Below are 22,477 nucleotides of genomic sequence, written 5' to 3' on the forward strand. Positions count from 1 at the left end.
CGCCGAGCCGATCGTGCGAGCGGCGCGATGGCGCGATCGCGCGCCGCAGGCGGCCTAGGAGCCCGCCCTCGTGCCACACATGGTCGTGAGCACCGCGAGCAGCTCCGCCGGCTCGATGGGCTTCGGGACATGGGTGTTGAACCCTGCCCGCAATGCGCGCATGCGATCTTCCGTGCGCGCATAGGCGGTGAGCGCGATCGCCGGGGTCCGTCCCCCGCTCGCCGCCGGGAGCGCGCGGATCTTGCGGATCAGCACGTAGCCGTCCTCGCCGGGCATCGCGACGTCGGACACGAGCACGTCGGGCTGCAGCGCCTTCACCGCGAGCAGCGCCTCGGCCGCGGACGACACGGCCGTCACGCGCGCGCCGCACTGCTCGAGCATCGTGACGAGGAGCTCGCGCGTGTCGTCCTCGTCCTCGACAACGAGCACGTTCAGCGCCGCGAGCTCCGGCGGGCGGTCGCTCCCGGAGGAGACGGACGGCAGCGGCGCCAGCCGGCGCCCCCGGTCGTGGCTCGGCGGCGCCGCGAGCGGCAGCTGGACGACGAACGTGGCGCCCCGACCCTCCCCGTCGCTCAGCGCGTGGGCCGTGCCGCCGTGCATCTCCACGAGGCTCTTCACGATCGTGAGCCCGAGGCCCAGGCCGCCGTGCTTGCGGGTCGTGCCGCTCTCGGCCTGCCGGAACTGCTCGAACACGTAAGGCAAGAACGCGGGCTCGATGCCCTGGCCGGTGTCGGACACGGTGATCTCGGCGGACCCGTCGGCGCGATCGAGCCGGATGCGCACCACGCCGCCCCGCGGCGTGAACTTCACCGCGTTGTTGAGCAGGTTCCAGACGACCTGCTGCAGCCGGCCCGCGTCGCCCGCGACGGCGCCCACGCCGGGCTCGAGGTGCGACTGGAGCCGCACCCCCTTGGCGTCGGCGGCCGGCCGCACGACCTCGAGGGCGGCGTCGATCACCGGCGCGAGCTCGATCGGATGGACGTCCAGCCGGAGCTTGCCGGCCATGATGCGCGAGATGTCGAGCAGATCGTCGATGAGCTGCGCCTGCGCCTGGGCGTTGCGCTCCACCGTCTCCAGCGCCTTGTCGCGGCGCTCCTCCGGGAGCTTGCCGGTGCGCAGCATCCGGACCCAGCCGAGGACCGCCGTGAGCGGCGTGCGGAGCTCGTGGCTCATCGTCGCCAGGAACTCGTCCTTCAGGTGGCTCGCGGCCTCGGCCTCCCGCCGGGCGGACTGCGCCGCGGCGAGCAGGTCTTGCCGCTCCTCCTCCGCGCGCTTTCGCGCCGTGATGTCGAAGAACGAGGAGACGACGCCGGCGACCGAGCCGTCCGCGCCGCGGAGCGGCTGCGCGTTCACCGAGAGCCACACGACCGAGCCGCCCTGCCGCTCCAGCCCGAGGAGGACGCCCGACTGGGGCGCGCCGGTCCGCAGCGCGATCTGCGAGGGGACCATCTCGAAAGGGAACGTCGAGCCGTCCTCGCGGACGAGCCGGCACGACGGGCCCAGCATCGTGGACCCGACGAGCTGGGCCATGGGCAGGCCCAGGATTCGCTCGGCGCTCGCGTTCGCGGTGCGGATGACGCCGCGCTCGTCCTGGAGCGTGATGCCCTCCTCGAGCGCGCTGATGATCACGCGATAGCGCTCCTCGCTGTCCCGGAGCGCCCGCTCCGCCTCGATCGCGTCGGTCTCGTCGCGGGTGATCAGCACGGCGCCCGCGGGCGAGCCGTCGGCGTGCCTGAGCGGCGACGCCGTCCCGGCGAGGGCGCGGATCGAGCCGTCCGGGCGCGTGACGAGCCAGCGCGCGTTCTCGACCTTCTCGCCCCGGAGCGCGCGGTGGAGCGGGTCCTCGTCGGGGCGCAGCGGCCGGCCGTCCAGCGCGAGCAGCCCGCGGGTCCGGAGCGCGTCGCGCGCGTCGCGCGCGTCGCTCGCGTACACCCCGTGCTGCCGCTGGGCCTCGCCGTTGCAGATGCGGAGCGCCCCGCGCGCGTCCGCGGCCATGATGCCGTCGCCGCTCTGCTCGATGAGCGCCTGCAGCAGATCGCGCTCCACCGCCGCGATCCGCTCGGCCCGCTCGGCCCGCTCGCGGAGCCGCTTCGAGCGAAGGAGCGCACCGACGCGCGCCGACAGCGCGGCCGCCGGGCAGGGCTTGACCACGTAGTCGTCGGCGCCCGCGGTGAGCCCCTCGACGAGGTCCTCCTCCTGCCCGGCCACGGTCAGGATGAGGATCGGGAGCCCGACCGTGGCGGCGCGCGACCGCAAGAGACTACAGATCTCGGTGCCGGACATGCCCGGCATCACCTGGTCGAGCACGAGGACATCCGGCCCATCGCCCCCCGCCACGCGCTCGAGCATCGCGGCGGCGTCCGTGAAGACATGAACCTCGTACCCTGGCGCGAGGGCGCGCGAGGCCATCTCGGCCTCCAGCAACGAATCGTCGAGGATCCACACCACCCCGCGCTGCGCGTGCTCGCTCGGCGGAGGCTCCATGCCCCCCTCCCGGACGCCTCGCCCCGCGGCCGGCGCCGGGCGCCGGGGCGGGCCGTTCGCATCGCGCGCGCCGTCGGCGAGCACGAAGTCCATCGTCATTGGCCGATTCATGGTTCTCCAGGAGCAGCAGGGGCCGTGAGGCATATCGCCACAGTGCGGCGCCTCTCGGGGCGGGACGGGGCGCGGAGACGTGTTGGTTCCGCAAGCATCTTTACCGCCCAGTCTCATCTGAGGGAGAGCCCCCGACGATGCAAGCCTAATACGATGAAAGGCGCCCTGTTGCCTCTTCTGCCTGTCTGCGTCGGTTGCTTCCGGTTGCAGCCGGTCGCGTCTGGTCGCGTCAGGTTGCTTCTGGTCATCGCGCCACGCATCGCCCAGCGCTCGCCGGGTTCCATCGACGTCTGTCATGGCGATGGCGTTCGCGTGCGCCGACGTTCGCTGGCACACTGGCGTTCCTCGACGCGCGGGCGGCGCCTGGCCGCCCGAGCGTGGCATCCGAAGCTCGGGACGTGTCCGACGGGATTTCCCTGATTCTGGCACGGACGCACAAGCGCGATTGACACCCCGCATTCGGAAAGGCTATTCCCTCGACCGAGCACCGCTGTGGCAGAGATCCTCGTCGTCGATGACAGCCGGGTGATGCGCGAGATGGTGGTGGCCTGCCTCCGGGCAGAGCAGCACGGGTTCGCGCACGCGGCGAGCGGGCTCGAGGCGATTGAGACGCTCTCGCTCAGGCCGTTCGATCTCGTGGTGCTCGACCTGAATATGCCCGACATCGGGGGACTCGAGGTGATCGAGTTCATCCGGGGTCAAGACAGGCTGCGGAGCCTGCCGATCCTGGTGGTGACGACCCGGGGTGATGAGGAGTCCCGCGCCCGCGCGCTCGCCGCGGGGGCGTCCGAGTTCATGACGAAGCCCTTCACTCCCGACGCCATCCTGGCCAGCGTGCGCGCGCTCCTGCAGGACAGCGTCGCCAGCGCCGGATGACCGGATGGGCGGCGCGCTCGATGTAAACGAGTTCGTGGCCGGCTACCTCGTCGAGGTGGAAGAGCACCTCTCGGCGTCGACGGCCAACCTCCTCGCCGCCGAGGCGGCCCTCCGCGGCGGCGAGTCGAGCCCCAAGGCGATCCGGGAGCTCTTCCGCGCTCTTCACACCATCAAGGGCCTCTCCGCCATGGTCGGCGTGGAGCCGATTGTGGATCTCGCCCACGCGATGGAGACCGTGCTCCGGGCGGCGGACCGGGCGGCCGGGAGCCTCTCCGCCGCGTCGATCGAGGTGCTGCTCCGCGGGCTCCGGTCCATCGAGGAGCGGGCGCGGGCCCTCGCCGAGGGCAAGCCGGTGCTGCCGGCGGCGCCAGAGCTCCTCGCCGCGCTCAACGCGCTCGATCTCGCCGCCGCGCCGTCGCCGCCCGTGCCGATCATCGGCGCCGATCCCGAGATCCTCGCGAAGCTCGGGCCCGGCGAGCGGGTGCAGCTCGCGCAGGGCGTGGCCGGCGGGCGGCGCGCGCTGCGGGTCGACTTCGTCCCCTCGCCGGCGCGCACCGCCGAGGGGGTGAACATCACGACCGTCCGCGAGCGCGTCGGCAAGCTCGCCGAGATCGTCAAGGTCATCCCGCTCTCGGTGCCGGCCAGCGAGGGCGCGCCGGGCGGCATCGCCTTCGCGCTCCTCGTCCTCACGAGCGCGACCGACGAGGAGGTCGCGCGCGCGGCGGCGGCGGATGGCGTCCGCGCGCTCACCGTGGAGCCCCCCGTCCCGGCGGCCGTCGCGGCGCTGGCGGAGCGCGAGCCGGACGAGCCGGCGGACCGGGAGCCCCAGCTCCGAGGCGTCGTCCGCGTCGAGGTGGCGCGCCTCGACGACGCGCTCGACAAGCTGTCGGCGCTGGTCGTGACGCGGTTCCGGCTCGCTCGGGCGGCCGCCGAGCTGCGCGCCCGCGGGGTCGACACGCGCGATCTGTCGGAGATCCTGCGCGAGCACGACCGGACGCTGCGCGACCTCCGCGGCGCCATCATGCGCGCGCGCATGATCTCCGTGACGGAGCTCCTCGAGCGCGTGCCGCTCGTCGTCCGCGGCCTCGGCCGCGCGACCGGCAAGCAGGTCCGGCTCGAGATCGACGCCGGCAAGGCCGAGCTCGACAAGGCGGTCGCGGAGCGCGTCTTCCCTGCGATCGTGCACCTGCTCCGCAACGCCGTCGATCACGCGATCGAGCCGCCCGCCGAGCGGCGGCGCCTCGGCAAGCCCGAGGAGGGCGTCGTCCGGGTCTCCTGCTTCGAGCGCTCCAGCAACCAGCTCGAGCTCAGCGTCGCCGACGACGGCCGCGGCATCGATCGCGCGCTGGTCGCGAGGCGGGCCGGCCGCCCCGCGCCCGAGAGCGACGCGGCGCTGCTCGACCTCATCACGCTCCCCGGGCTGTCGACGCTCGACCAGGCGACGAAGACCAGCGGCCGCGGGCTCGGGATGGACATCGTGCGCCGCATCGCCGTGGAGCAGCTCAGCGGGGAGCTCTCGGTGAGCACGTCGCCCCGCGCCGGCACCACCTTCACCCTCCGGATCCCGCTCACGTTGACCATCGTGGACGCCTTCTCCTTCCTGTGTGGTGACCAGCTGTTCGTGACGCCCGTCGCGGGCGTCGAGGAGGTCGTGGAGATCGACGCCGCGCGCATCATTCGCGGCCCGGCGCCGGGCGAAGCGCGGGGCGGGACCATGTTGCCAGCGCCGGGCGAAGCGCGGGGCGGGACCAAGCTGCCAGCGCCGGGCGAAGCCCGGGGCGGGACCATGTTGATCGAGCGCCGCGGCGAGGTCGTGCCCCTCGTCGATCTCGGCGCCCTCTTCGAGCTCGGGGCCTCGCCGGCGCGCAGGGCGCTCGTCGTCCGTCGCCACGGCGCGCCCTTCGCGTTCGGCGTGACCCGCGTGATCGGCCAGCAGGAGGTGGTCGTGCGGCCGCTCGAGGACCCGCTCGTCCGGGTGCCGGGCGTGTCTGGCTCGACGGATCTCGGCGACGGGCGCCCCACGCTCGTCCTCGACCTCGTGACCCTCAGCGGCAGGCTCTCCGCTGGCCGCGGCGGCCGCGGCGCGCTCGCCCGGGTGGCCTCGTGAGCGATCTGCACGTGGTCCTGAAGGTGGCGGACACCGAGTACGTCATCTCGGCGGCGGACGTGCTCCACATGGAGTCGTTCGCCGGGGCGACCCGGGTGCCGGGGGCGCGATCGTACGTCGGCGGCCTGGTGCAGATCCGGGGCCGCGTGGTCCCGGTCGTGGATCTGCGCGCCCGCTTCGGGCTCCCGAGCGCGGAGCCGACGCTGGACTCGCGCGTCATCGTCGTTCAGCGCGGCGGCCGCACCGTGGGCCTCCTGGTGGACAGCGCGCGCGAGGTCGTCAACATCGCCGAGGGCGAGCTGAGGCCGCCCCCCGAGGTCATGGCGGAGGAGAGCGCCGGGTTCGTCAGGGCCGTCGCGAAGCTCGGGGAGCGCCTCGTCATGCTCGTCGACGTCGGCAGGATCATCGGTGAGGAGCAGGATCATGGCATCTGATGCAATCGCGGACATCGACGGCGCGCTCGCGCGGGCGGAGCAGACCGAGCGCGCGCTCCGTCAGGCGGTCGCGACCGTCGCCGGCGTCGAGCAGGCGGCCGCGCGGCTCGCCGCCCTCGGCGCCGAGCAGGCCGCGGCCGGCAGGGAGCAGGGGGCCATGGCGGGGGCGCTCGCGGGCGAGCTCGAGGAGGCCGGGTCGGCCGCCCAGGCGCTCGCCCGCTCCGGGCAGCGGGTGGGCGACGCCGTCATCGAGGTCGTGAGGGGGACCGAGGGCATGGCGAGCGGCATCGGCGCGCTCGCCCCCGCGCTCGCCAGCGTGAAGGGCGACGCCGAGATGCTCGCCGCGTCGGCAGAGACGACCGCGGCGGCGCTCGAGGAGATCGCCCGATCGGTGAAGGCGGTGAGCGCCAGCGCCGAGGAGCTCGCGTCCTCCAGCGAGGAGCTCCTCGGGTCGGTCTCCGTGACGAGCGGATCCGCCGACGAGGCGGCGGCCCGCGGCGAGAGCAACGCCGCGGCCATCGAGGAGATCGGGGCCACCATCGAGGAGATGTCGAAGGGCGTCGCGCGCCTCTCGACCGACGCCAAGGGGGTCGGGGCGCAGATCTCGACCATGACGGGGACCGTCGTGGGCGTGAGCGGCTCCCTCGATCGCGTCGCGAAGGACGCGATCGAGATGGCGAGCGCGGTCGAGGAGACCGCGGCGACCGCCGAGCAGATGGCGCGGTCGATCCGCGGGGTGGCCGAGGGCGCGAAGGCGCTCGACACGAGCGCGTCGACGACGGCGAGCACGATCACGGAGATCGCGAGCTCGGTCGAGGAGGTCGCGGCCACCGCCGAGAAGAACGCCGCGACCATCGAGGCGAACGCCGTCGCCGCCGAGGAGCTGGCGCGGACCGCGCAGCAGGTCGCGCAGAGCGCCGAGCAGATCAGCGGGCTCGCGGCCGGCAACGCCACCGCGTCGTCGCAGGTCGAGGCCTCGACGCGGCGGATCGTCGCCATCGTCGAGACCGCGCGCGCGACCGCCGAGCAGGGGGTCGCGACCGCGCGCCAGGGCGCCGCGACGGTCGGCAGGTCCATCGCCGGGCTCGGGAGCATCCGGCAGGCGATGGCCGACTCCGCGTCGGTCATGAAGGAGATGGGCAAGCGGGCGGAGGAGATCGGCGACATCGTCCAGACGATCAACCTGATCGCCGACCGCACGAACCTCCTCTCGCTCAACGCCAGCATCGAGGCCGCGCGCGCGGGGGAGCACGGCCGCGGCTTCGCCGTCGTCGCCGAGGAGATCCGCAACCTCGCCGATCGGGCCGCCGTCTCGAGCGCCGAGATCGCCAAGATCGTCCGCGCGCTCCAGGCGAGCGCCCGCGAGGCGGTGGCCGCCTCGAGCGAGGGCGTGAAGGTCGCGGACGAGGGGACCCGGCTCGCGAGCGACGCCGATCGGGCGCTCACGTCCATCCTTCAGGGGGTCGAGGAGCTCGGCCGCTCGATCCGCGACATCGACCGGGCGAACGCGGATCAGGTGCAGGCGGTGGCCTCCCTGACCCAGACGGCGTCGCGCATGAGCGAGGAGGGCAAGGCGGTCGCGCGCTCGGCGGCCGAGCAGACCAAGGCGATCCAGTCGCTCGCGCAGGGCAGCGCGGAGATGCGGCGCATGGCCCGGCAGACGAAGGACGCGACCGCCGAGCAGGCGCGCGCGCTGCGGGACGCCGTGAAGGCCAACGCCCTGCTCACGTCCAGCGCCGAGCGGGTGTCGCGGGCGATGGACGAGCAGGCGACAGCGGCGTCGCAGCTCGCCAAGGTCGCCGCGCAGATGCGCGCGCTGACCCAGCAGACCAGCGCCGCGGTGGTCGAGCAGACCCGCGCCCTGGCCGGGATCACCGCGCTCACGCAGGAGGTCTCGGGCGCGTCGCAGCGCATGGTCGCCGGCCTCGCGGAGCAGGCGGGCGGCGCGACCGAGATCTCGCGCGCCATGGACGACATCCGGCGGCTGTCGGTCCAGTCGGCGCGGAACATCGGCGAGCAGGCGCGGGCGGCGAAGCAGCTGGAGGCGTCCGCCCGCCAGGTCGCGCGGCTCGCGGCGGCGGTGACCGCCGCCACGGCGGACCAGGGCAAGGCGACGGCGTCCCTCGCGAAGGAGGGGGAGTCCGTGCGCCGGATCGCCAGGCAGACGGCGCGGGCCGTGGCCGATCAGGCGGAGACGATCGCGGCCCTCGCGTCGGGCGCGAGCCGGCACACGTCGTCGCTCCAGGCCGCCGAGAAGGGGATCGGTGAGCTCTCGACCCGGAGCGAGCAGCACGCCGCCTCGCTCTCGCGGCTGCGCGACCCGGTCCGGGAGCTGCTCGCCTCCACGTCCAGGCACGCGAGGGACACCGGCGCGATCGCGAGCGACGCAGGCCAGGTGCTCGAGCAGCTCGGCAGGATCCGGCAGGCGAGCGCGGAGCACGCGGACGCGGTCGCGGGCGTCGTCGCGACGGTCGCCCACGCCGTCGCCCACATCAAGACGAACGGGACGCCGCACCCCACGCCGGAGACGGCATGATCGCTCGTCGACACGCGCCCTCGCTCGCCGTCTCGGACGCGGAGCGGCAGCGCGTCGAGCAGGTCGAGCGGCTCGCCGCCTCGGGGCCTCCGGGGGCGCCTGAGCTCATCGAGATGCTCGCGGATCCGAGCTGGACCGTGCGGCGGGCCGTCGTCGCGTCGCTCGCGGCGCTCGGCGACGCGGCCGTCCACCCCCTCTGCGCGTGCCTCTCCGCCCGGCGCGACAGCGAGGCGCGCATCGCCGCCACGGTCGACGCGCTCGTCGCGTCGCTGGGCGACGTCGACGCCGCCGTGCTCGCGCTGACCCTGGATCCTCGCCCCGCGCTCGTCGCCGACGCGGCGCAGATCCTCGGCCGCCGCGGCAGCGCGAAGGCGGTCTCCCGGCTCGCGGAGCTCACGTCGCACCCCGACGACAACGTCGCGGTCGCCGCGATCGAGGCGCTCGGCCGGGTCGGCGGCAGGTCCGCTGTCGATTCGCTCGTGGATGCCGTCTCGAGTGGAAATTTCTTCCGTGTCTTCCCGGCGATCGACGTGCTGGGCCGGAGCGGCGACCCGCGCGCGACCGACCCGCTGGCGGTCCTCCTCGAGGATCCGCGCTACGTGCTCGAGGCGGCGCGGGCGCTCGGCCGCACCGGCAGCCGCGGCGCCGTGGCGCCGCTGGTGCGCCTCCTCGGGCGGCCGAGCGATGGCGTCGTGCGTGTCGCCGCGGCGGCGCTCGCCGAGCTGCGCGAGCGGTACCGCGAGCGCTACGCGACGGTCGCGCCGATCGACGAGGCGCTCCGGAGCGAGGCGCCGGCGCCCGGCGTGGCGCGGCGGCTCTCCCAGAGCCTCGCGGGCGCGGATCCGGCCGAGCAGGCCGCCCTCTGCAGCGTGCTCGGCGCGATCGGGGGCGAGGAAGCCCTGCTCGAGCTGACGCGCCTGCTCGACGCCGACCCTCCCGTCGCGAGCGCCGCCGCGGAGGCGCTCGGCCAGCTCTCGCGGAGCGCGGACCCCCGGGTGCTCGCGGCGCTGCGCGACGGCGACAGCGCGCGCAGGCTCCTGCTCCTGCCGCTCGTCCGGGGCGTCGCGGCCGCGGGCGACGTGGAGCGCTGCCTCGCCGATCCGGACGCGGAGGTCCGCGCGGCGGCGTGCGACGCGCTCGCGCGCATCGCGGAGCCCGGCTCGGCGCGCGCGCTGTTCCAGGTCCTCGACGACCCGAGCCCCCGCGTGGTCCACGCCGCGACGGCCGCGATCCAGGGCATCGGCGGCCCGGACGTCGAGGCGCTCGCGCTCGCCGCGGCCCGCGACGGGGCCCCGGCCGCGCGGCGGACGGCCCTCCGGATCCTCGGGCACCTCGCGCCTCCGTCGGCGCTGCCGGTCTTCCTCGACAGCCTCGGCGACCCCGACGTGCGGGCGCGCGAGCAGGCGATCCATGGCCTCGCGTCCCTCGCGGCGCCGGCGGCGCTCGACGCGCTCGTCGCGGTCGCGGCCGATCCCGCGGCGCGGATCCGGGCCGTGGCGATGCGGGCGCTCGGGCAGTCACGCCGGGATCCCCGCGTGATCGACGCGCTCCTCGCGGGGCTCGGCGACGGCGACGCGTGGGTCCGGTACTACGCCTGCCAGTCGCTGGGGAAGCTCGGGTGGGAGGCGGCGGCAGGGGTGATCGCCGAGCGGCTCCGGGACGAGAGCGGCCAGGTGCGCGTGGCGGCGATCGAGGCGCTGTCGGGGATCAAGGGCGATCTCGCGCTCGCGGCGCTGGAGCAGGCGGCCCGGGACGGCGACACGGACATGCGGCGGTCGGCGCTGATCGGGCTCGGCATCGCGGGGCGGGAGGCGTCGCTGCCGACGTTGCTCGACGCGCTCTCGTCCGCGGACGTGGCGACCCGGCTGGTCGCGGTCTCGGCCATCTCCGGCTTCTCGTCGCCCGAGGTCCTGCCCGCGCTCGTGCGGGCGGCGAGCGACTCCGACGAGAGCGTGCGGGCGGCCGCGACCAGCTTCATCGCCGGGCGGCCCGGCGTCGAGGCGACGAGGACCCTGGTCGCGCTGCTCGTCACGTCGCGGGCGCAGGGGCCGCTCCTCGCCGCGCTCTCGACGCCCGTGCCGGGCCGGATCGAGGGCATCCTCGACGCGCTGGGGACGGCGGACGACGAGCTCTCGCCGCTCCTGACCGCGGCGCTCGCGCGGATGCGGCTCCCCGGGGCGCACGCCGCGCTCCTCGAGGCGCTCCGGCTGCCGCGCGCGCCGGCGCGGAAGGCGGCCGCCACGACGCTCGCCGCGGTGGCCACCCGCGAGGGCTTCGCGGCGGTCGAGCGCGCCGCGCGGACCGATCCAGATCCCGAGGTGCGGCGCGTTTCCGCGTCCGTCCTCGCGCAGTGGGCCTGATCCCGTGGGCATGACGAGCCGCCTCCCCATCTCTCCGCAGGTCTTCGCGATCTTCAGCGCGCTCGTCGCCGAGAAGATCGGCTTCCACTACGACGCGGCCGATCGCGAGCTGTTCGGCGACAAGCTGTCGGCGCGCGCCCTCGACGCCGGCTTCGACTCGCTGCTCGATTACTACTACTTCCTCCGCTACGACCCGGGGGGCGCGGCCGAGATGGACGCGCTGATCGACGGGCTGGTCGTGGGCGAGACGTACTTCTTCCGCGAGCTCGCGCAGCTCGAGGTCGCGGTCTCGGAGTTCGTCGCGCCGCGCGTGGCGGCGGGCGGCCGGCCGCGGATCTGGTCGGCGGCCTGCTCGAGCGGCGAGGAGCCGCTCACGCTCGCGATGCTCCTGGCCGAGCGGGGCCTGCTCGACAAGGTCGAGCTCATCGCGAGCGACATCAGCGCGCGGGCGCTCTCGCGGGCCCAGGCCGGCGTTCTCGGGCCGCGCTCGCTCCGGAGCAACGCCCCGCCGCCTCCGTTCGCCGAGCGGTGGCTGCAGGTGACGCCCGATCGCGTCGTCGTGAGCGCCGAGCTGAGGCGGGCGATCGACTGGCGGCGGATCAACCTGCTCGACGCGCCCCAGGTCGCGTCGCTCGGGCAGCTCGACGTCGTGATCTGCCGCAACGTGCTCATCTACTTCCACGACAACACGGCGCGGTGGGTGGTCAAGAACCTCTCGGGGACGCTCTCCGCGGGCGGGATCCTCCTGGTCGGGGTCTCCGAGTCGCTCTTCAGGCTCGGCACCGCGCTCGCCTGCGAGGAGCGGGGCGGCGTGTTCCTGTACCGGAACGCGCAGCCATGAGGCGCCCCCCGGTCCGCGTGCTCGTGGTCGACGACTCGGCCTTCGTGCGCAAGGTGCTGCGACAGGTCCTCGGCGCGAGCTCCTCGATCGAGGTCGTCGACACGGCCATGGACGGCCTCGACGCGCTGGAGAAGATCGCGCGCTACAAGCCGGATGTCGTCACGCTGGATCTCGTGATGCCGAACCTCGACGGCCTCGGCGTGCTCGCATCGTTGCCGCGCCAGGGCGCGCCGCGGGTGATCGTCGTCAGCAGCGCCGACGCGGACAGCGATGTCGGGGTCAGGGCGCTCCAGGAGGGCGCGACCGATCTCATCGAGAAGCCGACGGCGCTCGCGACCGATCGCCTCTTCGGCGTCGCGGACGAGCTGGTCCGCAAGGTGCTCGCCGCCGCCGAGGCGAAGGTCCAACGCGTGGAGCCGCCGCTCGCCCCGCCGCCTGCGCCCGGCGCGATCCCGGCGCCCTCGCGCACGCGGCTCGTCGTGATCGGCGCCTCGACCGGCGGCCCGCTGGCGCTGACGCGTCTCCTCGCGGCGATGCCCGCCGGGTTCCCGGTCCCCATCGTCGTCGCGCTGCACATCCCTCCTGGTTACACGGAATCGCTGGCGCGCCGCCTCGACGACGGGAGCGCGCTCTCCATCGTCGAGGCGTCGGACGGCCTCCCGCTCCGGCCCGGGCTCGTGGTCCTCGCGCGCGGGGGGACGCACATCGAGGTCCGGCGCAACCTGACGCGCGCCAGCGTCTGCTTCCCGGCGACGGCCGGCGCGTCCCTCTATTGCCCGTCGGTGGATCTGCTCTTCGCGAGCGCCGCGGCCGAGTTCGGGCCGGGCGTGCTCGGGGTCGTGCTGACGGGCATGGGGGACGACGGCCTGGAGGGCTCCCGCGCGATCCGCGCGGCGGGCGGGAGGATCCTCGCGGAGGCCGAGTCGTCCTGCGTCGTTTATGGCATGCCCCGCCGCGTGCTGGAGGCCGGGCTGGCCGCGGCCGCGGCGCCGCTCGATCAGATGCCTGCGGCCATCCTGCGGCATCTTTGAACTCGCAGGTCGCGCCTCGTCAAAGCGGCCAGTAGACGACCTTCCCGTCGATCTCCTGGAACGTCGCCGCGTTGCCGTCCTGGGAGACGATGAAGGCGATCCGCTCCGGGTACCCCGCGACGAACGCCGCGGCCGCGCGGTGGCGGGTGCCGCGCGCGTCGAGGCTCAGGCTCGCGTCCATCCGCTGGTCGGGGGTGGCGGCGAAGACCTCGGAGATGATCGCCCGCGGAGGCGGCAGCTTCGCGCCGAACGCGAGCACGTCGAGGGCGTGGCTCATCACGACCGCGCCGTCGACGGTCGTCAGCCGCACGATGATCTCGAGCAGCCGGCTGACGCGCTCGGATCTCTGCAGCGCGTGCTCCGAGTCGCGCGGCGCTGGCCTCCCCACGGACGGCGGGCATGGCCCGTCCGGCAGGTAGGCCTCGTGCGCGCCGGCGAGGTCGAGGATGGCCGAGCCGAGGCACAGGGCAGGGGCCAGCCGCTTCACCTCGGTGTCGAGCTGATTGCCCTCTTCCCCGAAGAGCTGCGGCAGGCCCTCGCCCGGCCCCAGGACGACGAGGAGCCCGCCGCGACCGAGCTCGACCATCCCCTCGACGATGCGCAGCAGGTAGCCGCGCACGTTGCGGGTGAGCGCGCTCGCCTGGTCCCGCGCGACGGTCCGCTCGATGGAGTCGAGCAGCGGCCGGTTCTTGGGCATCCACGTCCGCACGGCGCCGCGCTCGTAACGGACGACCTCCCATTCGCCGCGGTACACGGCCACGACGCCGGGCTTCGGGGCGACGACGCGCACGAGCTGATCGAGCGCGAACGACGGCCGGCCGTGCGGCACCGCGATGCCGGCGACGGCGAGCGATCCATCGAGCGGCACCACGGCCAGGAAGGCGCGCGGCCACGCGCTCGCCGGACCGAGGTTGGCCAGGTGCTCCGCGTCGAACGCCACCGGGGACGCGAACCGCACGAGATCCCACGCGGGCTCTCCGGACTCGAACTCGGCGAGGCGCTCGGCGAACACGACGCCGATCGGGTTGAGCCGCCCCTCCTCCGTCGCCATGGAGGCGAAGAACAGCGTCTCGATCAGCTGCGTCAGGATCGCGGCGAAGGAGGGCGGCGCCTCGTCGGCGGCGACGCGGGCGCCGGGAGCCAGCTTCTGCGCCGCGAGCGGGGGCTGCCCCTGCAGCTCGAGAAAAGCCGCCGTGACGTCCGCCGGATACTTGGGGCGCATGAGCTCACTCTACCCTCCTCTGCGCCCCCGGTCAGACCGGCGGGCGGCGTGCAGGCCGCTTCTCCGTGCGCTTTACGCGGCCCGACGCGAGCTGCCGCCCTTCCGCTTCGGGGCCTCCGCCTTTCGCACCCTGGATTTGCCGCCTTCTTCCGGCGCTCTTCTGCCGTTCTTCGCACCGCTCTTCGCGCCGTTTTTCGCGCCGTCTCTCGCTTCGTCGTTCGCGGCCTTCTCACCCTTCTGTCCGAGGCTCTTCTTGAGCAGCGCGATGAGGTCCACCGTGCCGGTGGAGCGGCGGTGGTGCTCTTCCTCGACAGGCTCCGCGGGCGCCGTCGTGCGGCCGGATTTCACCTTCTTCTCGATGAGCTTCATCAGGTCGTCGCGGTACTCGTCCTTGTATTTCTCCGGCTCCCACGCGGTGGCCATCTCGGCCACCAGCCGCTCCGCCATCTCCAGCTCCCGCTTGCCGAGCCCCTTTCCCTGGGCGTCCATCTCGGGCAGGTCGAGCTCCTCGTCGGAGCGGAGCTCGTGCGCGAACCGGAGCAGGTTCAGCACGAGCCCTCTGCCGTGCGGCCTCACCGCGGCGATGTGCTCGCGCGTCCGGATCACGACCTTCGCGATACCGACCTTGCCCGTCTTCCGCAGCGCCTCGCGCAGCAAGACATACGCCGTCACCGGCGATCGCTTCTTGCCGTTCTGGGACGCGGGTGCGAGGAAATACGGTTTGTCGTAGTAGATCGGGTCGATCTCCGAGGCGTCGACGAAGTCGAGGATGTCCACGGTCTGCGTCGCCTCCACGTTCGCGCGGCGCAGGTCCTCGTCGGACAGGACGACATACTCGCCCTTCTCGTAGGGATAGCCGCGGACGATATCGTCCCAGCTCACCGGCTCGCCCGTCTCCCGGTTCACGCGCTCGTAGCGGATCGGCCCCATGGTGCGCCTGTCGAGCTGCGTGAAGTGGAGCTCGTCGGGCTCCTCGGCGGGGTAGAGGGCCACCGGGATCTGCACGAGCCCGAAGCTGATACTCCCTTTCCAGATGCTGCGAGGCATGTGCGCTCCTTCGACCCGGAAGGCGACCCGAGGGCCCGCGCCAGGTCCGTCATGGCGAGCAATGCAAGCCGGCGGCCGACGACGCGTCCTCGCTGATCCTGCGCCGCGCGCCCGTCCTGGCCGCCTGGGGGCATCGCGGAACCCGCGCCTCCTGCCGCGCGCTGCCACGGCCGAGGTCGCGTTTCGCCACGGCGGACCGGGCGCGGCGGTGATCGGCGGTGATCGCTGCCCCACGCGCCCTCGCCGGCAGGTTATAACCGGCGCACGACATGCCTCGGCGTTCCCACGATCTTCACGGCGCCGCGCCGGACGAGAGCCGGACAGCGCTGCTCCTCATCGACGTGATCAACGATCTGGACTTCCAGGGAGGTGATCGGCTGCTCGCCCACGCGCTCCCGATGGCGCACCGCATCCGGGCGCTGAAGCAGCGGTGTCGCGACGCCGGCATCCCGGCGGTCTACGTGAACGACAACTTCGGCCGCTGGCAATCCAACTTCCACCGTCAGATCGAGCACTGCCTGGAAGAGGGCGTGCGCGGCCGCGAGATCGCGGCGCTGCTGCGGCCCGGAGAGGACGATTATTTCGTGCTCAAGCCCAAGCACTCCGGCTTCTACGGCACCACGCTGGAGATCCTGCTCGAGTCGCTCGGCGCGCAGACGCTCCTCCTCACCGGCATGGCGGGGAACATCTGCGTCCTGTTCACGGCGAACGACGCCTACATGCGCGATTACCGGCTGCTCGTCCCGTCGGACTGCGTGGCCTCCGAGACGGAAGAGGACAACGGCCACGCGCTCCGGCAGATGCAGCGCTTCCTCAAGGCCGACATCACGCCGTCGGACGAGCTCGACCTCGAGCGGCTGCCCGCCTGACACCGGCCGATGCGCGGCGTCAGGCGGGCAGCTGCCCGAGATCAGGTTGGATGACAGAGCGTCACGCTCAGGCGACGGCTCTCTGCTTCGACGAGATCCCCTCTTCGGTGAGGACCGCGACGTCGGTCGCGCCGCCGCGCTCGAGGATCTGCTTGGCGAGCGCGCGCTCGTTGCTGTCCTCGACGTGGACGGAGATGAGGATGTTGCCGCCCTTGATCTTGCCCTCGTACTGCTTGGCCTCGACCTCGGGGATGCCGAGCCCGATCAGGGCGCCGGTCACGCCGCCGAGCGCCGCGCCTGCCGCGGCGCCGCTCAGCGCGGCCATGATGGGGCCGGCCGCGATGAACGGCCCGAGCCCCGGGATGGCGAGGGCGCCGATGCCGGCGAGCAGCCCCAGGGTCCCGCCGACCGCGCCGCCCGCGCTGGCGCCCGCCGTCGCGCCCTCGGGCGCCTTCGTGTGCTTCTCGTGCGCGAAGTCCCGCGTTCCGTGCTTGTCGGGGAAGAGCGCCGAGATGTCGCCGGTCATGAAGCCGGCGCGCTGGAGATCGCCGACGATGATGTCTGCCTGAGCGAGCGTGCTCACGAGGCCAAGGACCGCTTTCTTCGTTGCCATGGTGTCGTCTTCCTTTCGGACCGTTCGTACCGGTTCAGTCAACGTCGACTTCGAGCTGGTTATCGACCCTCTGCACACCCGGGATCCCGAGGGCGATGGCGGCGATGTCGGCCTTCTCCTTGTCGCTCTTCACCGGGCCGCGCAGCGTCACCACCTGCCCCGTCGTGATGATCTTGACGTTCTTCGCGCTCATCGAGAGCGCGTCGTTCGCGATCACCGCCTGCCGGATCTTCTGGGTGATCGTGCGATCGGCCTCGTTCTCGCCCTGGTCCCCGGGGGTCAGCGCGGCGGGATCGCGATCGCGATCGTTCTTGCCTGTGTTGTCGGCGGCCGTCGGCGTGGGGTTGTTCGCCCGCTGGGCGATCTCGCCTGGAACTGCGGGATTGCCGTCCGAGCGAGTCGTGCCTTCCGCTCGATCGCAGCCGGCCGCAGCGGCGATCGAGAGAGGCAGCAGCAGGACGAATTTTGCTGTGTTCATGCCCGGCACCCCTCGCAAGGCCCGGGCCATCCCCGGCGGAGAGCGCCTGTCGGTGCGTGTTCGTGGCCAGGGTGGAGCATGAGCCACGTGACGCCGATGGATGAGATGGCTCTCTCCACGCCGTGTCGTGGGTGACTTTTCAATCGCGTCGGTGCGCGGCGCCGCGCGGCTGGCAAGCTCATGGCTGAAGAGAGGCCGGACTGCCCCAAGTGGGGCGAACTGCCCCGTGCCGGCGATGTCAGAAGGGCAGAACTAACGCTATCGGGCGGAGGACGGTGCGTGTGTACGCCTGTGACGGACGCCGTCCAGAGCGCCAGTCACCAGCGTCCGATCGGGCCCGCGCTCGCGCTCGGGGCGCTGGAGGAAGGGCTCAGTCGTCGCTGGCGCCTGTCGGCCGTTCGGTCGTGCGCGCGACGGGCGGTTCGATCGGCCGTTCGATTCCGAGCCGCCGCAGCTTCCGGTAGAACGTCGCCCTCGACATGCCCGCCTCGCGCGCGGCCTGGAGCGCGTTCCAGCCGGTCCGCTCGAGCGCGGCGAGCAGCGCGGCGCGCTCGTCGCGCGGCGGTCGCGGCGCGCCGCGGCCGCCGCCTTCCTGCGCGCGGGGCAGGTCCACGTCGTCGGGGCCGATCCTGCGGCCGTCGCACAGCACGACCGCCTTGGTGATCACGTTCTCCAGCTCGCGCACGTTGCCGGGCCAGCCGTGCTGGCCGAGCCGCCGCAGCGCCTCGTGGGACAGCTGCGGCGCCGGGCGGCCCAGCTGCTCGGCGGCGCGGCGCACGAAGTGGAGCGCGAGCTCCGGCAGGTCCTCCAGGCGATCGCGCAGCGCCGGCAGCCGGATCTGCACCACCGCGACGCGGTAGTAGAGGTCCTCCCGGAAGCGCCCGCGCGCGGCCTCGGCCAGGAGATCGCGGTTCGTCGCGCAGACGAGGCGGAAGTCCACGCGCACGGCCTCGGCGCTGCCCACCGGGCGCACCTCCCGCTCCTGGAGCACCCGCAGCAGCTTCGCCTGCACCTCGAGCGGCATCTCGCCCAGCTCGTCGAGGAAGAGCGTGCCGCCGCGCGCCGCGACAACGAGGCCGGTCCGGTCCCGGTCGGCCCCCGTGAACGCGCCGCGGACGTGGCCGAAGAGCTCCGACTCGAGCAGCGCGGCGGGGAGCGCGGCGCAGTTGATCCCCATGAACGGGCCGCTCTTCCGCGGGCCGGCGAAGTGGATGGCGCGCGCGACGAGCTCCTTGCCGGTGCCGCTCTCGCCCGTCACGAGCACGCTGACCGGCGCCTCGACCACGCGGTCGAGCGTCGCGAACACCGCGCGGAGCGCGGGGCCGCGCCCCACGATGGCGCCGTAATCGTAGCGGTGCTCCAGGGCCTGCTGGCGGACGAGCACCTGCTCCTGCAGCCGGTCGATCTCCGCCGCCTGGCCGCGCAGGAGCTCCTCGACGCGGCGGCGCTCGGCCTCGAGCTCCACGGTGCGGCGGCGCAGGTCGTCGACGAGCCGCGCGTTGCGCAGCGCCAGCGCGACCTGGTCGGCGAAGGCGAGGAGCAGGTCGACGTCCTCCGGCGCGAACCGCGCGCGCCGGAAGCGGTTGTCGAGGTAGAGCGCGCCGAGCACGCCGTCCGGCGAGCGGATCGGCACGGCGATCACGGACCTGAGCCGCATCGCGTGCACCGACGCGTGCTCGTGGAAGCGCGGGTCCTCCTGGGCGTCCACGGTGACCACGGGCTCCTGCGTCGCGATCGCGCGCTCGGCGATGCCGTAGCTGAACTTGAGGTGGCTCCTGCCGACCTTCTCCCGGTCGACGTTGCGCGCGACCGCGACGCGCAGCTCGCCGCCCGGCTGCTCGATCAGCAGGAACCCGCGCTCCGCGGCCGTGAGGTCGATCGCGGCGTCCATGGCCATCGCGAGGATGTCGGCGATCTCGACGGAGGAGTTGAGCCTGCGGAACACCGCGAGGAGCCGCTCGAGCTTGGCCGTGCGCTCGGCCGTCGGCGGCGCCGCGGCCTCGGCCGCCGCGGGCGCGCGCGCCGGCTGCGCCGCGCGGCGCCGGGGGTGGGTCCAGAAGGCGTGCTGCAGCGTCTCCGGCAGCGAGCGTGCCATGGCGGTCCAGGCGGCGGCCGCGCGCTCCCGGTGCGCCGCGGCGGCCTCCGGCTCGCCTGCGAGCTCGTGCGCTTCGGCCAGCGCCAGGCGGACGTCCGCGGCGAGGTCGGGCTGCGCCGCGCGCTCGGCGAGGCCCAGGGCGCGCTCGAGGCGCTCCCGGGCGGCGGTGAGGTCCTGACCGAGGTTGGGGGTGCCCTGACCGAGGTTGGGCTGACCGAGGTTGGGGTCGTTCCGACCGAGGTTGGGCTGACCGAGGTTGAGGCCACCCTGACCGAGGTTGGGTTGACCGAGGTTGAAACCGCCCTGGTCGGAACCACCCTGGCGCAGGTTGCCGTCGCCCTCGCCGTCGAGCAGCGCGAGCCGCCCCTCCAGCAGCGCCGCGCGCGCCCCGAGGTCGGGCGCCTCCCGGGCGGCGTCGTGCTCCCGCGCCCGGCCCAGCGCCGCCCGCGCGTCCCCCACCGCGCCCCGCGCGAGGTGCGCCCGGCACAGCTCCAGCTCCTCCTCCACCACCTCCCGCTGCGCCCCTTGCGCCTCGAAGCCGCGCCGCGACCGCTCGAAGCAGCGCGCCGCCTCCTCGGCGTCGCCGGCCGCGAGCGCGCAGTCCCCGAGGACCGAGGCCGCCGCCGCCGCGAAGAACGGCGCGCCCCGCCGCGCGGCCTCCGCCTCCACCCGCGAGGCCACGCGGGCGGCCCGCTCGAACGCCCCCACGTCCGCCCAGAGCTTCGCCAGATCGAAATCGAGGACGAGGACCAGGTCCGCCTGGCCCAGGGCGGAGGCGAGCCGCGCCCCGCGCTCGTAGGCGGCGAGCGCTTCCCCGAGCTCGCCCGACTGGTGGCACGCCGTACCCACGTTGAGGCTGCAGCGCGCCACCAGGTCGCCGAGCCCGTGCTCCTCCGCCGTCGCCAGCGCCTGCCGGTACCCGACGAGCGCCGCCTCGACCTCCCCGGCCCGGAAGGCGTCGATCGCCTGGTACGACAGCGCCCGCACCAGCGCCCTCGGCGCCCGCCGATCGCGGTGCAGCCCGGCGGCGAGCCCGAGGTGCAGCCCCGCGAGCCGGCGCTCCCCGAGGTAGCTCGCCGCGACGCCGACGTCCTCGTGGAGGCTCGCCAGCACCTCCGGCTCGTCGCACCACGCGAGCGCCGGCTCGGCGCGGGCCCGCGCCTCCGCGTGGGATCCGAGCCGCAAGAGCGCCCGGCTCGCCAGATCGGCGAGCCCCGCGCGCTCGCGCGGCGTGGATGATGATGACGACGCCGAGCCCTCCCCGCCGGCCTGCTCGCTCCGCTCGGCCTCGTCGAGCCGCGCGAGCGCCGCCGTGGGGTCGCCCAGCTCCAGCAGGCACGCGCCGAGCCGGACGAGCGCCTGCCCGCGCCGCGCGCCGAGCCCTCCGGCCTCGTCGCTCGCGAGCAGGTGCTCCAGCACCTCGCGCGCCCGCGCCGCGCGGCCGACGCGCTGGAGGGTGGACGCGATCTCGAGCCGCGCCTCCGCCGACGTCGCCACCTCGAGCAGCGCCTCCGCGGTCGCGCCCCACGGCCTCGGATCCGCCTCGCGCTCCGCGCTGCGCTCGAGGAACAGGCGCTCGGCGGCCGCCGCGTCGCCCGACAGCGCGAGGTGCAGCACCCGCTGCTCGGCGTGCGCCGGCAGGGCGGCTGCCGCCCGCGCGTGCGCCGCGCGGACCACCTCGCCGCCGAGGGCGCAGAGGAGGGCGGCGAGCGGCCCGGCGCGCGTCAGCGTCCACCCCCCTGCGGTGCGCGCGGCGACGCCGCGGGCGGCGAGCTCGGCCAGGTGCGCGACCGGCAGCCCGAGCGGCGGCAGCTCCTCGTCGGCGACCGCGCCCCCCTGCACGGCCAGCGTCGCCACCGCGTCCCGCAGCGGCCGCCCGAGGCCTCGCAGCCGCAGCGCGTAGCGCGCGCTCGCCCCGGGCGTCGTCGCGTCGAGCCCGGCCACGTCCCCGCTCTCGGCGAGCCGCCCCGCGATCACCACGAGATCGGCGGGCCACCCCGCGCTCGCGCGCAGCACGACCTCCGTCGCGTCGCCCAGGCCGATGTCGTCCATCCAGCGCTGCACCGCCTCGCGCCCGAGCGGCGGCAGCGCGACCTCGCGCGCGCTCCGCCCCGCCTCGGCGGCCACCGCGGCGAGCGGCGCCCGGCCGCCGCCGTGCGGGACGCGCTCGGCGGCGAGGAGCAGGACCGGATCCTCGGGGCCGAGCAGGCGGGCGAGCGCCTCGAGCATCTCCCGGTCCGCCCCGCTCACCTCGTCGGCGTCGTCGAGCACGAGCACCAGCGGCCCGGCCCCCGCCCCGGCGTGGCCTCCCCGCGCCCGCGTCAGGCGCTCGTGCGCGCGCAGGGCGCCCAGCGCGCCGGCGGGGAGCGCCTCCTCGCCGGTCGCGCGGCGCAGCATCGAGGCCACCGGCGCGCTGGCCCTGGCGAAGCCCTCCACGGCCTCCATCCGGAGCTCGGCGCTCCACGTCGCCTCGCGCAGGAGGCGGCTCTTCCCGCAGCCCGGCTCCCCGGCGATCACGCAGACGCGCGGGCCGCGCTCGCCTCGCTCGAGCGCGGCGAGCGCCTCGTCGACCGCGCGCATCTCCGCGTCGCGCCCGACGAGGTGGGGCGGCTCCGGCGGCGGCGGGGCCACGGCGCGCGGCGCGGCGCCCACCCAGTCGAGCACCTCGCCTGCGTCGGCCGGGCGGTCGCGCGGCTCGGACCGCACGAGGCGCTCGACGAGCGCGCCGATCGCCTCCGGCAGCGGCTCCGCGAGCAGCGGCGCGATCGCCTCGAGCGTGCGGCCGAGCGAGAACAGGTCCGCGCGCCCGTCGGCCGGCTCGCCGCGGATCACCTCGGGCGCGAGGTAGCCCCGGGTGCCGGACACGCCCTCGTCGGGCCTCCCCCCGAGCCGCGCCGCGCAGGACAGGTCGATCAGGACCGCGCGCCCCGAGGCCCCGACGAGGATGTTGGCCGGCTTCACGTCGCCGTGGCGGATGCGCGCGCGGTGGAGGAACCGCAGCGCGTCGAGCACGTCCACGATCGCGGCCCGCGCCTCCTCGAAGCGCCGGCCTGTCACGTACTCGTCGAGCGGCGCGCCCAGCACCGCCTCCGACGTGAAGTAGAAGCGCGGCTCGCCGGTCTCCCGGAGCATGCCGAAGTCGAGGACCCGGACCAGGTGCGGATGGAAGAGCCCCGCCAGCATCCTGAACTCGCCGCGGAACGCCGCCCGCTCCGCCGTGCGCGCGTGGCCGAGCAGCTTGAGGCACAGGTCCCGCCCGAGCGCCTCGTCCCGCGCGAGCCACGCCGTGGCCAGGCCCCCCCGCCCCAGGGGGCGGATCAGGCGGTAGCGGCGGGCGAGCAGGGTCCCTTCGGCTTGGCTCACCCGCGCAGTG

The 22,477-nt window shown here is 74.5% G+C and carries 14 protein-coding genes; 8 read left to right on the top strand and 6 right to left on the bottom strand.

Features of this window, described 5'->3' with window-relative positions:
• Positions 1 to 54: 54 nt before the first annotated feature.
• A complete protein-coding gene (locus WME95_RS14860) occupies positions 55 to 2,583 on the bottom strand; it encodes a hybrid sensor histidine kinase/response regulator (protein ID WP_437909032.1) in 2,529 nt (842 codons plus the stop codon).
• A 504-nt stretch (positions 2,584 to 3,087) separates the two neighbouring features.
• Here WME95_RS14860 and WME95_RS14865 point away from each other — a divergent pair.
• From WME95_RS14865 to cheB, 7 genes are read left to right on the top strand one after another with little or no spacing between them, the layout of a single operon-like run.
• On the top strand, positions 3,088 to 3,471 hold the full coding sequence (locus tag WME95_RS14865; RefSeq protein WP_437299695.1) for a response regulator transcription factor: 384 nt from the start codon (positions 3,088 to 3,090) through the stop codon (positions 3,469 to 3,471).
• Positions 3,472 to 3,475: 4 nt separating this feature from the next.
• Positions 3,476 to 5,578 carry a chemotaxis protein CheA gene (locus tag WME95_RS14870; RefSeq protein ID WP_437909033.1) on the top strand — a complete coding sequence of 701 codons (2,103 nt, stop codon included), beginning with the start codon at positions 3,476 to 3,478 and terminating at the stop codon, positions 5,576 to 5,578.
• Positions 5,575 to 6,012, top strand: a complete 438-nt coding sequence (locus tag WME95_RS14875; protein WP_437909034.1) for a chemotaxis protein CheW — start codon at positions 5,575 to 5,577, stop codon at positions 6,010 to 6,012. Before WME95_RS14870 ends, WME95_RS14875 begins: the two co-directional genes overlap by 4 nt.
• Positions 6,002 to 8,548 carry a methyl-accepting chemotaxis protein gene (locus WME95_RS14880; protein WP_437909035.1) on the top strand — a complete coding sequence of 849 codons (2,547 nt, stop codon included), beginning with the start codon at positions 6,002 to 6,004 and terminating at the stop codon, positions 8,546 to 8,548. Before WME95_RS14875 ends, WME95_RS14880 begins: the two co-directional genes overlap by 11 nt.
• A complete protein-coding gene (locus WME95_RS14885) occupies positions 8,545 to 10,908 on the top strand; it encodes a HEAT repeat domain-containing protein (RefSeq protein ID WP_437909036.1) in 2,364 nt (787 codons plus the stop codon). The genes WME95_RS14880 and WME95_RS14885 overlap by 4 nt, the downstream gene beginning before the upstream one ends.
• Before the next feature lie 10 nt (positions 10,909 to 10,918).
• Positions 10,919 to 11,749 (top strand): CheR family methyltransferase, encoded by an 831-nt coding sequence (locus tag WME95_RS14890; RefSeq protein ID WP_437909037.1) that lies wholly within the window; start codon positions 10,919 to 10,921, stop codon positions 11,747 to 11,749.
• Entirely contained in the window at positions 11,746 to 12,780 is a 1,035-nt protein-coding gene (gene cheB / locus WME95_RS14895) for a chemotaxis-specific protein-glutamate methyltransferase CheB (RefSeq protein ID WP_437909038.1), read from the top strand. Before WME95_RS14890 ends, cheB begins: the two co-directional genes overlap by 4 nt.
• A 19-nt stretch (positions 12,781 to 12,799) precedes the next feature.
• Here cheB and WME95_RS14900 read toward each other — a convergent pair whose 3' ends face one another.
• Complete coding sequence (locus WME95_RS14900) at positions 12,800 to 14,002, bottom strand: putative sensor domain DACNV-containing protein (RefSeq protein WP_437909039.1); 1,203 nt, start codon at positions 14,000 to 14,002, stop codon at positions 12,800 to 12,802.
• A 72-nt stretch (positions 14,003 to 14,074) separates the two neighbouring features.
• Positions 14,075 to 15,049 (bottom strand): Ku protein, encoded by a 975-nt coding sequence (locus tag WME95_RS14905; protein ID WP_437909040.1) that lies wholly within the window; start codon positions 15,047 to 15,049, stop codon positions 14,075 to 14,077.
• A gap of 269 nt (positions 15,050 to 15,318) precedes the next feature.
• On the opposite strand from WME95_RS14905, the gene WME95_RS14910 reads away from it, so the two are divergent.
• Entirely contained in the window at positions 15,319 to 15,918 is a 600-nt protein-coding gene (locus WME95_RS14910; protein WP_437909041.1) for a cysteine hydrolase family protein, read from the top strand.
• 67 nt (positions 15,919 to 15,985) lie between these two features.
• Here WME95_RS14910 and WME95_RS14915 read toward each other — a convergent pair whose 3' ends face one another.
• From WME95_RS14915 to WME95_RS14925, 3 genes are all read right to left on the bottom strand, one after another.
• Positions 15,986 to 16,531, bottom strand: coding sequence for a DUF3341 domain-containing protein (locus tag WME95_RS14915; protein ID WP_437552490.1), 546 nt, complete (start codon positions 16,529 to 16,531; stop codon positions 15,986 to 15,988).
• 34 nt (positions 16,532 to 16,565) lie between these two features.
• Entirely contained in the window at positions 16,566 to 17,009 is a 444-nt protein-coding gene (locus WME95_RS14920; protein ID WP_437909042.1) for a BON domain-containing protein, read from the bottom strand.
• A gap of 370 nt (positions 17,010 to 17,379) precedes the next feature.
• Positions 17,380 to 22,467: a sigma 54-interacting transcriptional regulator gene (locus WME95_RS14925; RefSeq protein ID WP_437909043.1), complete on the bottom strand. Its 5,088-nt coding sequence runs from the start codon at positions 22,465 to 22,467 to the stop codon at positions 17,380 to 17,382.
• Positions 22,468 to 22,477 lie beyond the last annotated feature (10 nt).

The organism is Sorangium sp. So ce327 (assembly GCF_051530205.1).
Lineage (GTDB): Bacteria > Myxococcota_A > Polyangia > Polyangiales > Polyangiaceae > Sorangium > Sorangium cellulosum_B.